Genomic DNA, 15695 nt, shown 5'->3' with positions numbered 1-15695 from the left:
AGGAAGAAATACAGTCGATTAAGGCACGGATGGCAAGGCTTAAAAAAGAAAATGAAGAAGATTCCTCATCTACTCAGGCTATTCTGCCGTACAAAACAATGTTTCCTGACGGCACCTGTCACATCGGCGGTCAAAAATATTCACAGACAGTTGAATTTTATGATACAAATTATCAGCTTGCAACATATGAAGAAAAGGACAGTAAATTTTCGGCTTGGTGTGATATTCTCAATTATTTCGATGAAACAATCGAATTTCAAAATACCTATGAAAATCAGGTTATTGACAAGGAGTCAATGATTCAGTATGTACAGATTGATTCCGTTGACGATGATTTTAACGATGTTCGTAAGGAATATTCGGATATTAGAGTTAATAATTTGCTCGGCGGTAAAAACGGCAGAAGCGTGAAGAAATATCTGACTTTTACAACCGAAGCGAAAAATATTCGTGAAGCAAGAGCAAAATTAAGTACGGTATCACAGGAAATTATAAGATTGTTTGGCGATATGAAGGTACGCTCAAAAAAGCTGAACGGAGAGCAACGATTGGAATCAATGTACCAATCACTCAACCCGTTTACAACTCAGCCGTTTTTGTTCGATTGGGAGCTTGTTAAAAAAGGATATAACACCAAAGACTTTATTGCCCCTGCATCCGTTAAGTTCACCGGAAAAAACAAGTTTGAAATTAACAACGCTTACGGTTGCGTTACATCAATTAACATTCTTGCCGGCGAATTATCTGACGGTATTATCTCAGACTTCCTCGATAACACCGAGGGTCTTGCTTCTCTAAATTTTCATATCAAGCCTTTTGACCAATTAAAGGCGTTAAAATACATTCGTGGAAAACTGTCTGATGTTCAAAAAATGAAAATTGATGAACAAAAAAAGGCTTTTCAAAGCGGCTACGATTCTGATATTTTGCCCGAAAGCATACAGATATATCTTGAAGAATTACAGGGAATGCTTGAAGAGCTTAACAGCAAGAACGAACGACTTTTTGAGATTACAGTCACAATTCGTAATTATTCAATGACCAAAAATCAAGCTTCGTTACAACTTGAAACTCTGTCAAGAATAACGCAAAAAAATAACTGCAAGCTCATATCTCTTGATTATCTTCAGGAACAGGCATTAGCTTCATCTCTGCCGCTCGGTTATAATGCTGTACCGATTGTGCGTGACCTTCCTACCAGTTCGGTTGCCGTTTTTATACCATTCTCTACACAGGAGATTTTTCAACCGAGCGGCTGTTATTACGGACTTAATCAAGTCACAAAAAATATGATTTTAGCCGACAGGCTCAAACTTAAAAACCCTAACGGTCTGTTTCTCGGTACACCGGGTTCAGGTAAATCGTTCTCGGTTAAGCGTGAAATTACAGATATATTCCTGACGAGGAGTGACGATATTCTTATTACCGACCCTGAAGGTGAGTATTATCCCCTTGTTGAACATCTTGACGGTCAGGTTGTAAAAATATCTACCAACAGTCCTCATCACATAAATCCGCTTGACATCAATCTGATTGACGATATGGAGGGTGAAAATCCACTCTCCACAAAATCGGATTTTATCATTTCTCTGTGTGAGCTTGTTGTGGCTGATAAGTACGGATTAACCTCGGAGGAGCGTTCGGCGATTGATAAATGTACAAGGCGATTGTACAACGATTATCTGATGCATAATCCGACAAAGGAGAATATGCCGACACTCGCAGACCTTAACAAGGAATTTACTGCACCCGATGTTATAAATGTGTTAAGCAGGGTACATAACTCGCTCGAAATGTATGTAACGGGTTCTCATAATGTATTTTCATACCGCACCAACATTGACATCAGTAACAGACTTGTCTGCTTTGACATTAAAGAGCTCGGCAGTCAGCTCAAGAAGATTGCGATGCTCATTATTCAAGACCAAGTTTGGAGCAGAGTTGCTCTGAACCGAAACAAAAAGACCACACGCTACTACATAGATGAGTTTCATTTGCTTTTGAGAGAAGAACAGACAGCAAGATATTCAGTAGAAATGTGGAAGCGTTTTCGTAAATGGGGCGGAGTGCCGACAGGCATTACACAAAATGTTAAGGACTTGTTGTCATCGGCAGAAATAGAAAACATTCTTGATAACTCCGACTTTATTTATATGCTCAATCAATCTGACGGTGACCGTCAGATTTTACAGAATAAGCTTGAAATATCGAATGCACAAATCAAGTATGTTAAAGGCTCGAAGCCCGGTCACGGTCTTGTGTTCTACGGAGATACAATTCTTCCGTTTGAGGACGAATTCCCGGAAGATACCCTTATGTTCCAATTGCTGAACACAGATCCAACCAAGCGAAAAAAGGCATTAAAACCGCCTAAGGAAAAGATGAAATAGTGAGGTGATGGTATGGGCTTGACCGGTAAAGAATTTCATTTAAAACTTGAGCGAAAGCCCGGTCGCTTAATCAAAACACATCATACTCATCTTAAAATAGTCAGAGCTGATGCTCCTGCGTTCAAACAGCGTGGATTGTTGCATAAAATTGATGATTTATCTCGAAGAATTGAGGGTGACAAACCTCCTCTGATTACAAAACGCATTAACAATATGCGTCCGAAAAGTACATTCGGCAAGAGTGCAAAGGTTTCCTTAAAGGCTGTAAATAAAGTCCGTAAATTCACTACATCAGCTGCGTGGAGAACGGCACTTGCTTCTGAAACAGTTGTTCTGACCGCTAAGGATTTAGTTCAGAATAAATTTGAGCAAAAATTAAGGTACAATGCGGATACGATTGATACCGGCAAGGCTGTTCTTGCTTCCGTAACCACAGTAAGAACGCTTAACAATATTCGTAAGACTCTAATATCCCACCATACTCAAAAAAAGGAATTCAAGGGATATAAGCTTGCCGCAAAGTCGAATAAGCTGAAATATAAATCCGCTAAGCGTAAATTTAAGACTCAGAAAAAGGATTATAAATCAGCTGTTTCGGCTCGAAAACTAAAGCTGAAAAAAGTTTCACGAAGCTTTAAGCGTACAACGGTTATCAAAGGTAAATCATCAGGCAAATTCATTGTTATTAAGAAAAAAGTCAAGATTACCCGTAAGGTCGGCAAAAGGAAAAAACTGCTAAAAAAAGAATTAAAGCTAAATAAAAAGCTCAGTAAAATTCCGAAAAAGCAGTTTAAAAATAATAAAAAGCTCAAAAAGCTGACAAAGCCGAAAAGCCTTGTGCGTATGGCGGTGGGCGGTATGGCTAAAGGCGGAATATACCGTTTCAGCAATCGAATTGCTCAGGAAGCTCAGGATAACGATTTTGTCAAAGCTGGACAAAAAGTTGTCAATATGGCAAAACAGGGTAATCAGGTAAAAAAAGCTGTTAAAGCCCATAAAATCAATAAATCCCAAAAACGCACACCAAAGCTCAATAAAAAGCAAAACAAACTTAAACAACGGCAGAGCAAACTGCAAAGGCAGCAACAAATCAAAAAACGCAACAAAAAACCCAAACCAAAAACAAAGCCTAAAACCTCTCAAAAGGTAGCTGAAATTGCAAAGAAGTTTGTAGGCTTCATATTTAAGTTTTTTGCGGCGGTTGCAGCTCCTCTGTTGATTGTGATTTTTTTCTTTACTTTAATTTTGATGATTTTCGGCGGAGGAGCTTCAAAAAACTCTGCCATTCTCGGCACTTATTACTGCAATGATTACGATATGTCGAGAGCAATTGAATCGTACACTAATATTGCTTATGAGTATAATAGCAACCTCATTCGTTGCAAAAGCAAAAACGAATGGCGTCAGGGGCTTAAAAGCCTTAAAGTCAATACGGACAGTATGGACGATACACCAACTAAATATTATTACGGCAAAAATATCGTTCAGAACTACGAACCTGTGTATGACTTTGATGCAAACAAACTAATTGCTTTTATGTGTGCCTATACTTATGATTTTACCGATGCGGACGATAAAGAGCAAAGTTGGAGTTATGATGATGACAAGTTTGATGATATTCTACAAGACCTTTTCGATAAAGAATACAGCTTTAAATACAAGTATGTCAACGGTTCTTATTGGCTTGAGTTAAGCTCCTACGATGCTTATCCCGGTGATGCGTCCGATGACTTGTATTACTGTAAAGGGTCGGGTGTAACAACAGCTAACGGTAAGAAATACGGATATATTGATTTTGGCTCTTTGGGAGTACCGAATGCAATTAAGTCATATGCGAGCGGTACGATGGTGTATTTTGATAACTCAACTGGTGAAATCAAAAACAGCAAAAAAAGCTATGCAAAGACCGGATATTATTTTCAAAATCTGAGCAAAGCGGTCAGAGCTCCTGATGACGGTATAATACCGGCTTTTTATACAACAGTCAACAAAGACGGTGAAAGCTTTTTGGGGTTTCGTGGTTCGGGAACAAGTGTGTACCGAAAAACTCAGCTTACAGCAGACGGCAAAAACTTTGACTGGGCAATGGCTGATGATGATGTAAAAACACGCTTTGGCGATAAAGACAGGCAAGCTGTCAGATTTTACAAGCGTGATACCTATATTACCGATTGCAGTCTTTACACTAATGTCAAACAAGTCAGAAGCTTTGATGACGCAATTTATGCAGTCTTAAACTCCAAAAGTCAAAGTCTGTATTCTTCTCAAACAAAAATCAAAGAGGATTATGCACAGCGTAAGCAGTATTATCAAATATTATCCTGTCAGGAAAAGGACGATGACGGTAATACAGCCACAACATACGGCTTGCACCAGTCCTTTGAGTGTAATCCCCTGCCCGGCAATTTTACCAATGCCCAAATATATAACAACTTCGGTTACGATGTAGTAAGTTGGTATAATCGCCATTGTCAAAATACTATGCACTACGGCACAGACTTTGTTGCAAGCAAGGGTACTAATGTGTATTCACTTATGGACGGCAAAGTCGAAAGTATTGATACATCAAATCATACTATTGTTATTGTCACCGAGAAAGACCGTAACATATGGTATGAAAACGATACCGCACGAACATTTAAACTGACATACGGTAATATAACTCCTAAAACAGGCTTAAAAAAGGACAGTAAAGTTAAATTAGGAGATTATATCGGCAAAGTTGATAGTTATAAGCATTGTGACGGTAACGATACTAAGGCTAATCAAAATTATTTGCATTTAGGTGTGCAAATAAAGTACGGTCTGGTGTGGCACGATGTTGACCCGCAATTTTTGATTTACCGTGAAAACAAATAATAACTTATGCCCCGTTGGGGCATAAGTTGAAGGAGGAAATAAAATGCCTGTAAACAGCGTTCAAAAGCTTGATACACTTAGGCAAAGTCTAAATGCACTTACTGAAAAAATCAATTCATTGATTGCAAAAAAGAAATCCCTTGAAAAGCAAATCAGCGAATTAGAGGAAAAAGAATTTATGACAATTATCAAAGCTAATAACTGTACGGTATCAACCTTAAATGAGGATTTAAAAATAATTAAGCTTCTCAAAGAGAATAATCTCACCGAACAGGATATTATTGATATTATCAGAGAATTAGGAGGTTCAAATGTTGAAAAAGAAACGCAAACCGTATAAAAGATTACTTGCTGTCCTTATGACGGCAGCTATGTGCCTATCTATGTCATTGTGCAGTATGGCATCGGTTTCTGCCGCACAAACAACTAAAGGTGAAGAATCATCTGCTTCCGACAGCAGTAATACATCGGATAATTCCGACCATTCTGATAATGCAGACAATTCATCATCAAACAACAGCGAAAGCAGTTCAAGCTCAGATGACAACAAAACAAATTACGATTGGTCGAAGAATACAACAGGCAACGCAAATCTTGCCGCAGATGAAACAATCGTGATGGAAAACGGTACATATCAGCTTATTGCCGTAACAACAAGAGATGATGATGTGTTTTATGTCATTATTGATAAGACAAAAACTGAAAACAATGTTTACTTTCTGAACGAGGTTGATACAGCCGACCTTGATAAGCTTGCAAAAGATGACAGCAATGTATCAAGCGGAGGTGAGGATACTTCAGAGCCTACAACCGCTCCCGATGAAGAAGCACAGACAACAGATAATACCGACAGTACATCATCAGGCAACAATCAGTATATGATTTATCTTGTAATAGGCATTGTAATTCTCGGTGGTATTGGCTTTGCTTTTTATAAGCTTAAGGGCAAAGGCGGTAAAAAATCGTCAAACAATGAATCCGAATACACAGACGAAGATTTTGATTATCAGCCTGAAATCAACGAAGATGAAGAATCGGAGAGTAAATAATTATGTCAGTATTGGTTATTGCCGAAAAGCCGTCAGTTGCAAATACTGTTGCGACTGTCCTCGGTGCAAATAAAAAAGGTGTAAACTATTTATACAATGACCGGTATATCGTATCGTGGTGTTTGGGTCATCTTGTCAAGCTTGATGACCCGGTTGCCTACGGGGATAGGTTTGCCGAAAAACCGTGGAAGTTTGAAAACCTACCCATTATCCCTGAAAAGTGGAAGTTTTCGGTTGGCGGTTCGACAAAATCTCAGTATTATGTTCTGAAAAGCCTGATTGAACGAGATGATGTAAATGAAATTGTATGTGCAACCGATGCAGGACGGGAAGGCGAATGTATTTTCCGTTATATGTATTACAAAACGGGCTGTACAAAGCCGGTCAAAAGATTGTGGGTTTCATCTCTTGAGGAAAAAGCTATTAAAAAGGCTTTTTCCGAGCTTAAAGATGACTCGGAATATGACAATCTATACCGTGCAGGACTTGCAAGAGCTAAAGCCGATTGGCTTGTTGGGATGAATGCCACAAGGCTGTTTTCTGTACGGTACGGTTTGTTGCTCAACATTGGCAGAGTACAAACACCCACCCTTGCAATGATTGTTGACCGAAACAACAAGGTTAAAAACTTTGTGAAAGAGCCGTTTTACAAGGTTGATATTGATTGCGGTGATTTTAAGGCAACAAGCGTTGATGACTTTAAGTCGGAGTATGAAGCTGACAAGCTTGCTGAATGTGTTGATAAGTCGGATTTTACGGTTGTTGATTTAACGGAGCAACAAAAGTCTGTTGCTCCGCCAAAACTCTATGATTTAACTGCTTTGCAGCGTGATGCAAACAGCATTTACGGTTATACCGCACAGCAAACGCTTGATTATTTGCAGTCGCTTTACGAAAAGAAGCTTGCTACATATCCTCGCACGGACAGTAACTATATTACTGATGATATGGCTGATACCGCCAAAAAGCTTATTGAAAGCGTTTATGGTGTGTACGAGAAAATACCGCATATGCCTACAGATGTTACTAAGTGTATTAACAATGCAAAAGTATCAGACCATCATGCTGTATTGCCGACAGAACAGATAACAAGCTATGACTTATCGTCATTGCCGACAGCAGAATACAACATATTGTTTATGATTGCAGTCAGACTTTGTGTTGCAACAGGTGAAGATTATATATATTGTACATTCACTTGTGAATTAAAATCTAATAACAGCGATAAACCATTTGTTTCCAAAGCAACATATCCCGTTAATCTCGGTTGGAAATTTATTGACATATCTGCTAAAGAAAAAGATAAAAACGAAGTAGATAAGTTGTGTTGCGGAGATGAAGTGCCTGATAAAATACAGCGTAACAGTAAATATTGCTCCGTACCTGCAAGCGTATCAGAACACTTCACTTCACCGCCAAAGCAATATACGGACGCTACTTTATTGTCTGCTATGGAAACAGCCGGAAATACCGATTATGTTGAAGACAGCAATGTTGAAAAAAAAGGACTCGGTACTCCTGCAACCCGTGCAGGCATTATCGAAAACCTTGTTAAGCGACAATACATACAGCGTGACGGCAGGAAAATTTTGCCGACCGAAAAAGGCATTCAGCTCATAGACTGTGTTCCCGATGATGTCAAATCTCCGAAAATGACGGCTGTATGGGAAACCGCTTTGCAACACATTGAAAAAGGTGCTGCAAGTGCCGATGAATTTATGAATCAGATTGAGGACAGCGTAAAGTATCTTGTTGATACATACAGCGAGGTTGACAACAGCAAGCATTTTACCCGTTGGGAAACAGTCGGCATTTGTCCAAAATGCGGACAGAAAGTTCTTGCATATCCAAAGTCATACGCTTGTGAAAATAAAGAGTGTGATTTTGTCATATGGAAAAACATATGCGGTAAGAGCCTTTCATCGGCACAGGCTGTAAAGCTCTTAACTAAAGGCAAGACGGACACGCTCAAAGGCTTGAAGTCCAAATCAGGCAAATCCTTTGACGCAGCTATTAAACTTAACTCCAATTATAAAACAGAGTTTGTGTTTTCTTCAAGCTCTTCAAAGTCTAAAAAATCTTACAGGAAGTAAACTATGGAACGAGAACGCTCAAGACAGGAACAGACTGCCGACACCGACAAGCTGTATCCACAAATAGCAGAAGCTCTTAATATATCTATCTCTCAGCTTGAGCAGTACCCATCCGATATGAAACAGATCCTTTGTCAGGCTTACATCAACAATTGTGAGCTTGGCAAGGATGATGTTGCCGAAGCTCTGAACGGTATAGTCAATCTTGATATTGATGAGGTGGGTATCAAAGAGATTGAAAAGCAACAGGACAATACTGCTGTTGACAATGAGTTACGGCAAACCGAAGTCACGGAACGAAAAAACAAACGGTCATACTTATTGAGCAGAAATCAAATTCTTCAAAATGCACGAACAATTGCCGACAACGATAAATCAAAACAATATGACCGTCAGCAACCGGAAAACATAACAAGGAATAATAACAGTTAGGTGGATTATGAACAAATTTATACATACAACAATTAAGCTCTCCTTTTTGTCTGTCATAATATCTATGACAGCGTTACTCAATACAGCACCCATAGCAGGTGCAACAACACAGACTGCTCATAATGGGCAGTCTGTTGTTGATAACAGACTTATAAATCCCGAAATAGGAATACATATAACCGTAGATGATGTAAGCAAAGATTATTATGTGCCTATGGGGACAGTTAGCAATGCACTAAATTATCTTAATATATCACTCTCGGATGATGATATATTAAATGCTGATTTATCAGACACGGTCTATCTCGGTCAAAAGATTAAAATTGACCGTGTTAATTATGCTTGCTATCCGATATACAAATCTATCCCATACAAAACTGTTGAACAGGAGTCGGACAAACTTTTTGTCGGACAAACCAAAATGCTCCAAAAAGGCAAACCGGGCAGTACAGAATACATATATAAGGATAAATATGTAAACGGCGAACTTATATCACATAAATGTATTAAGCAACAAGTATTGACATATCCGACCGATAAGATTATAGTTAAAGGTAACAGGAATATTGATATTATCAATAAATCTTATAATAACAAAACAAGCTATCTTATCAAAACAAAATATGATAACAAAGACTTTAAATTACCTATGGTAAAGCTGTCGGATAAGGACAGGGATATGCTTGAACGAATTGTTACGGGCGAATTTGGCGGCAGTTATGTAGGCTCTTGCCTTATTGCTCAGTCAATCAAGTGTGCCATAGTGTATGACGGCTATACTTCCGTATCGGCTGTAATTAAAGGTATGGGATATGTCGGCTCAACTGCCAACCGTTCGCAGAACGCAGTTAATGCTGTCAAATACATATTCGATGATAACAACCTTGCGGTCAGGCACAGGCTGTTTTATATGTGTACAAAGGATTATTATGACAGCACACCCGGTAATTTTCATTCAACACAAAGCTTTATCTTGCAATATGAAAATGTACTCTTCTTTGACCGTTGGCAGAAAAAATAAAACTTTTTTTGAAAAAATTCCAAAAATACTTGACTTTACCCCTAAATGATGTATAATATAATCAGAAAGGGTTTAAGAATCCTTAAAAATGAAAGGGATGGCAGCAAATGAAAAACAAAAAAAGAATTTGCGTTATCGCTGTTGCGGTAATGCTTGCGGTAATTTCAACCTTTGTTGTTTCCGCAAAGTCACATCCGTACAAAAAAGCATACGAATGTACCAAAGACGAGCTTTACAACGAGGTGTGGAATGTTTACGCTGATTTACAGCTTTTAAACGGTCACGACCACAGTAAACCGTTAGATGACATTACTGCGGTTATTGCTTCTCGTGATAAATTCTATCTTAAAAATTATCTTGAGGACTATACTCCTCTTAATCACGGTGTATCAATTGCAAATGTAGCCAATGAATTTATTGAGTATATGAAGAAAGAGTTTGAAGGTGTTGATACCATAGATTACGGCGATGACGGAAAAATCTATGAAACATATACAGACGGCAGTAAATATCTGTGGACTTATGATGCCGAAACAGATAAGTTTACAAGAACAGATTCTGACGGCAAAGTAATTGAATCGTATGACAGGTATCATCCTGATTATGAAAAAAATCTCACAACCGAAGCTCCCGTTACAACAGAATCAACTACACAGAAACAGGATAAAACCTACTATGAAAAAGCGGTAGCCGAACAAAGCTCTGATGTTATCGGAGAAGAAACTGAAGCAGATGCAGAAACACAGCCGACAACGGCAGAAGCCGAAGCTACAGCAGATGACAACGGAATGAGTACAGGACAAATAGTTGTATTGTCAATTATCGGAGGTCTGATTGTCATCGGAGGCGGAACGGTCGGTGTTATGGCTGTAAAAAAGAAGAAGAAATAACAAAATTTTTTTAAGGAGGATTATCAATGAAAAAGGCATTATTATCAGTAGCTATGGCGGCAGTAATTTCTCTGTCGGCAACAGCAGTATCATCTACGGTTGTCGGAGCAGTCAGCTCTAATCTTGCAACTCCGAAGATTACCAAAGCCGAGAGCGTAGACGGCGGTGTAAAAATCAGTTGGAACAAATCAAACGGTGCAGAAAAGTACAGAGTTTACTACAAAGGCAGTAAAGGCTGGACAAGAATGGTCGATACAACTTCAACCTCATATATTGATAAGGATGTTTCATCAGGCAAAAATTACACCTACACGGTAAGGTGCATCAACTCATCTGCAACTAAGTTCACAAGCGGATATGATTCAAAGGGCAAATCCGTAAAATATATTTCAGCTCCGAAGATTACCAAAGCCGAGAGCGTAGACGGCGGTGTAAAAATCAGTTGGAACAAATCAAACGGTGCAGAAAAGTACAGAGTTTACTACAAAGGCAGTAAAGGCTGGACAAGAATGGTCGATACAACTTCAACCTCATATATTGATAAGGATGTTTCATCAGGCAAAAATTACACCTACACGGTAAGGTGCATCAACTCATCTGCAACTAAGTTCACAAGCGGATATGATTCAAAGGGCAAATCCGTAAAATATATTTCAACTCCGAAGATTACCAAAGCCGAGAGCGTAGACGGCGGTGTAAAAATCAGTTGGAACAAATCAAACGGTGCAGAAAAGTACAGAGTTTACTACAAAGGCAGTAAAGGCTGGACAAGAATGGTCGATACAACTTCAACCTCATATATTGATAAGGATGTTTCATCAGGCAAAAATTACACCTACACGGTAAGGTGCATCAACTCATCTGCAACTAAGTTCACAAGCGGATATGATTCAAAGGGCAAATCCGTAAAATATATTTCAGCTCCGAAGATTACCAAAGCCGAGAGCGTAGACGGCGGTGTAAAAATCAGTTGGAACAAATCAAACGGTGCAGAAAAGTACAGAGTTTACTACAAAGGCAGTAAAGGCTGGACAAGAATGGTCGATACAACTTCAACCTCATATATTGATAAGGATGTTTCATCAGGCAAAAATTACACCTACACGGTAAGGTGCATCAACTCATCTGCAACTAAGTTCACAAGCGGATATGATTCAAAGGGCAAATCCGTAAAATATATTTCAGCTCCTGCGGAGCATACCCACACTTGGCAGAATATAACTAACGAAACAAAAGTAAAGGTTGTTGATGAGAAAGCTACTGTTAAGCAAATGCAAACTGTAGTATGTAGTGAACCTACTTGTCAAAACGACTTATCCGGATACACCTCCGAGCAAATTTCTGAACATATGAAACAACACGCATTAAATGGTGAAAATGCGGGTTGGCACACTTCGACTAAAACTGTCGAAGTCCCTGAAAAGTTTCACTATGAAACTAAAACCGAAGTTGTCGGCAGAAAGTGTACCGAATGCGGAGAGATTGAGTATTATTGATTTAACTGAGGGGTGTGCAATATGGCAAAAGTAATACTTCTGATATTTCTTAAAGTATTGCTGTTTCCTGTAAAACTTGCAGTTCTGATAATTGCTTTCCTATTAAAAGGAGCGTTTTATCTGCTTTCTTATTTGTTAGTTTTTGTATCTGTAGCAAGCGGAATGATTTATATTGCTATTTCTGTTTTTGCCACTATATTTGCGGTTAGCGGAACAGTAGTTGTGGTAGGATGGATACAAAACGGGACTTTTCCGTTGCTTGACGGATGTGTAGTAATCGGTATTTTGTGGCTGTTTGCTATGTCAACCTATATTATTTCTACTCTTGGAGAAACAATTGCTGATTGGTTTGAGAACATTGGGGACGGATTAGGTGAATTAGCCATTAGTTTTTTTAAACTGTGAAAGAAAAATGCTTGCATAATTCTCGGATTAGTGTATAATATAGGTGGTGATAGGCTTTAGTCCTATTGTATGGAAATCCTTTGATTTCTGTAAAAAGCGGTGAGTCCTACCATACAAGTGGAAGCATTACAAGAGGTGAGTCCTACCGTATAAGTGGAAGCATTACAAGAGGTGAGTCCTACCGTATAAGTGGAAACTTTTAATCTGTAAAGGGGCTGTTTTTCAGTCCCTTTATTTTTTGGAGTGATTTTATGAAGCAACAAAGACTTAATTTTTATTCGATTGATTTAAAGTATGTGAGAAACCTTTCTCAAAAGGACAGCAATGTTATGTCCACTTCACCCCAAATTCATAAATCTAACAGACCGTTTGTCGGTGTTATTGTGTTGGTAAATGACAGAATGTATTGTGTTCCTCTAACCTCTCCGAAGGAAAAATTTGAAAATAAAAAGAACTCAATTGATTTTTTGAAAATTCGTCATCCGTCGGTAAAAGATGAAAACGGTGCTAATAAAGTTATCGGTGGGTTGAATATAAATAATATGTTGCCTGTCGATTTGTCCTTAATACATAAAATTGATATTTCGATTAAACCGACTGACAATCATAAGACAGTAGTTTATAAACAGCTTATGGCTAATCAGCTTACTTGGTGTCAGACAAATTCTGATATCATAATTAAGCGTGCTAATTCTCTTTATAATATAATTACAGAAAATGCTGATGATAACAAATATCTTGCAAAAAGATGTTGTAACTTCAAAAAATTAGAAGAAGTGCTTGACCGATATATATCAAAACAAAAATCTCCTTTATCAAGAAATCAGATAAAGAAAAATGCTAACACAATTTCACAGCAGAAACACTCCCCACACTCTCAGGATAAGAGCAAGGGACGATAAAACTACATAACAAATTTCAGACAGAGCTTCGGTTCTGTCTTTTTTTTGCCCTTTTTTATGCTCCTGAACGGAGCATTTTTCTTTTTGCGAATAATATCGCCGAACTTCAAAGAAATTTTAAAAATAATTTAAAAATTTTAAAATTTTTTTCAATTTAGGGGGTGCGAAAACCCGATTTTTACGGAATAAATATAGAAACCTTTTTTTAGGAGGAAGTTATGAAGATAAAAAAGAAGATTATTTCGGGCTTACTTACTGCCACTACTCTTGTGAGCCTTTGTGCCTTTAGTGCAGGAGCAGTAAGCACAGACAAAAAGTTTTCAATCGAAGATGCAACGCTTATTCAGAAGAATGTTGTAGGTATGACAACATTTGATGAAAAACAAATTAAGCTGTACGACCTTAATAAAGACGGTGTGATTACCGTTGTTGATTCAACACTTGTACAGAAGATTATCGTAGGTCTGATTAAAGAGCCAACAGAAGAACAACCGACAACAGCAGAATCAACAACAGAGCCTACAACGGAAGCAGTTACAGAACCTACAACTGTTCCAAAGCCTACTACTGTACCTAAAAGTGTAAAACTTGACAAGTCAAGTATCACACTTGGCACAACTGAAACCTACACATTAAAAACTACGGTTGAAAACGGAACGCTGTCACAGGTGTCGTTTACAACTGACAACAGTAAGGTTGCAGGTATTGACAATAACGGAAAAATAACTGCTGTCGGTGTCGGCACGTCAAAGATTACAGCCAAAACATATAACGGCAAGACTGCAAGCTGTACCGTAACAGTCAAAAAACTTGCTGACAGTATCACACTTAATAAAACAAGTATTACTTTAGGTGTTGGTGAACAGTATGACTTGAACAGCAGTATTCCGAACAATACAGCAGCCTACTACAGACTTTATTACTCGAATAACACCGCAATTGCTCCCGTCCAAAAGGCAGGCGGTCTTGTTACTGCAAAAACAGCCGGCACTACTACGATAAGATGTAAGCTCAGCAATGGCAAGGAAGCGATTTGTAAGGTAACAGTCAGATCTGCACCTTCAAGGGTTACTGTTTCTGATAAATCTGCAACCCTTAAAGTCGGACAGAGTAAAATGCTTAAAGCTACGCTCAACAATAATGCATACAGTTATCGCAGTACTTGGACAAGCAGTAATACATATGTTGCAACGGTTAATTCAACCGGAAAAATCTCCGCTAAATCTCAAGGAACAGCAACAATCACATACAAAACCTACAACGGAAAAACCGCATCGTGCAAGCTGACTGTTTCGGGAAGTGTCGCAAAGTGTATTGATGTATCAACTTGGCAAGGCTCAATAGATTTTAACAAGGTAAAATCAGCCGGTTATGACTATGTGATTATCCGTGCAGGCTACGGTAAAGAAAAAAGCCAAAAAGACAATATGTTTGAAACAAACTACAAAAAGGCAAAATCCGCCGGTCTTAAAGTCGGAGCATATTGGTTCAGCTATGCAATGTCACCGTCAACGGCAACAGCAGAAGCAGATGCTTGCCTTAGTTGTATCAAGGGTAAAAAGTTTGAACTTCCTGTTTACTACGATATGGAATATCAGCCTGCAATGAGTACAAGCAACAGCAATTATACAAAAATGGCAGTCAATTTCTGTAACAAACTCAAAAGCAACGGCTTTAAATCGGGTGTGTATTCCTCAGCAAGTGTTTATGACTATCTGCTCAATCGCAAAACCTTAAAAAATAACGGCATTTCCATTTGGAACGCAGAATGGTATATAAAGCCGTCAATCACTTGTGATGTGTGGCAGTATTCAGATAACGGTAGAATTAACGGCATATCAACAAATGTTGACCTTAACTACATATATGACCTTAACATTTTAAATTGATAACAACTTTTTGAGAAGGTGAAATAATTGTCGTTTGGAAAGCAGTTGCTTATTGCTCGAAAAAACAAGCATATGACACAGAAACAAGTTGCAGAAGCCGTGCATATAGAACGGTCAGCCTATACCAAATGGGAAAACGATAATTATGAACCGACTTTTGCATATATCAGAGAATTAGCGAAAACATTGGAAGTTGATTACAACTTTCTGTTTTATGACTCTCACTGTTCACTTGACAGCAAGACTTTTTAAGTTTTCATTGTTATTCT

General features: G+C 38.4%; 13 protein-coding genes. All 13 read left to right on the top strand.

Features of this window, described 5'->3' with window-relative positions; genetic code table 11:
* The first annotated feature begins 29 nt into the window (after nucleotides 1-29).
* Nucleotides 30-2390: a VirB4-like conjugal transfer ATPase, CD1110 family gene (locus ACLU24_RS12480; RefSeq protein WP_309372277.1), complete on the top strand. Its 2361-nt coding sequence runs from the start codon at nucleotides 30-32 to the stop codon at nucleotides 2388-2390.
* A gap of 12 nt (nucleotides 2391-2402) precedes the next feature.
* Nucleotides 2403-5249, top strand: coding sequence for a M23 family metallopeptidase (locus tag ACLU24_RS12475; protein ID WP_412612995.1), 2847 nt, complete (start codon nucleotides 2403-2405; stop codon nucleotides 5247-5249).
* A gap of 43 nt (nucleotides 5250-5292) precedes the next feature.
* Nucleotides 5293-5589, top strand: a complete 297-nt coding sequence (locus ACLU24_RS12470; protein WP_117952164.1) for a hypothetical protein — start codon at nucleotides 5293-5295, stop codon at nucleotides 5587-5589.
* Nucleotides 5561-6298 carry a CD1107 family mobile element protein gene (locus ACLU24_RS12465; protein ID WP_117952161.1) on the top strand — a complete coding sequence of 246 codons (738 nt, stop codon included), beginning with the start codon at nucleotides 5561-5563 and terminating at the stop codon, nucleotides 6296-6298. The genes ACLU24_RS12470 and ACLU24_RS12465 overlap by 29 nt, the downstream gene beginning before the upstream one ends.
* Nucleotides 6299-6300: 2 nt before the next feature.
* Nucleotides 6301-8391, top strand: a complete 2091-nt coding sequence (locus ACLU24_RS12460) for a type IA DNA topoisomerase (RefSeq protein WP_412612994.1) — start codon at nucleotides 6301-6303, stop codon at nucleotides 8389-8391.
* A gap of 3 nt (nucleotides 8392-8394) precedes the next feature.
* On the top strand, nucleotides 8395-8823 hold the full coding sequence (locus tag ACLU24_RS12455; RefSeq protein WP_021883144.1) for a hypothetical protein: 429 nt from the start codon (nucleotides 8395-8397) through the stop codon (nucleotides 8821-8823).
* Between the two features lie 7 nt (nucleotides 8824-8830).
* The gene (locus ACLU24_RS12450; RefSeq protein ID WP_412612993.1) at nucleotides 8831-9844 is read left to right on the top strand and encodes a G5 domain-containing protein; all 1014 of its coding nucleotides are present in this window, start codon (nucleotides 8831-8833) and stop codon (nucleotides 9842-9844) included.
* A 107-nt stretch (nucleotides 9845-9951) separates the two neighbouring features.
* Complete coding sequence (locus tag ACLU24_RS12445) at nucleotides 9952-10734, top strand: hypothetical protein (RefSeq protein ID WP_412612992.1); 783 nt, start codon at nucleotides 9952-9954, stop codon at nucleotides 10732-10734.
* A gap of 26 nt (nucleotides 10735-10760) precedes the next feature.
* Entirely contained in the window at nucleotides 10761-12230 is a 1470-nt protein-coding gene (locus tag ACLU24_RS12440; protein ID WP_412612991.1) for a fibronectin type III domain-containing protein, read from the top strand.
* A 21-nt stretch (nucleotides 12231-12251) separates the two neighbouring features.
* Entirely contained in the window at nucleotides 12252-12635 is a 384-nt protein-coding gene (locus ACLU24_RS12435; RefSeq protein ID WP_118101874.1) for a hypothetical protein, read from the top strand.
* 251 nt (nucleotides 12636-12886) lie between these two features.
* Nucleotides 12887-13537, top strand: a complete 651-nt coding sequence (locus tag ACLU24_RS12430) for a type III toxin-antitoxin system ToxN/AbiQ family toxin (protein WP_303665850.1) — start codon at nucleotides 12887-12889, stop codon at nucleotides 13535-13537.
* A 218-nt stretch (nucleotides 13538-13755) separates the two neighbouring features.
* Nucleotides 13756-15426 carry a GH25 family lysozyme gene (locus ACLU24_RS12425; protein ID WP_412612990.1) on the top strand — a complete coding sequence of 557 codons (1671 nt, stop codon included), beginning with the start codon at nucleotides 13756-13758 and terminating at the stop codon, nucleotides 15424-15426.
* Between the two features lie 27 nt (nucleotides 15427-15453).
* On the top strand, nucleotides 15454-15678 hold the full coding sequence (locus ACLU24_RS12420; protein WP_117979550.1) for a helix-turn-helix transcriptional regulator: 225 nt from the start codon (nucleotides 15454-15456) through the stop codon (nucleotides 15676-15678).
* The last annotated feature ends 17 nt before the right edge of the window (nucleotides 15679-15695 follow it).

This window comes from Pseudoruminococcus sp. (genome assembly GCF_047012705.1).
Classification (GTDB): Bacteria; Bacillota; Clostridia; order Oscillospirales; family Acutalibacteraceae; genus Pseudoruminococcus.
The sequence above is the reverse complement of the archived record's forward strand: the minus strand, read 5'-3'. Positions and strand labels throughout refer to the sequence as shown.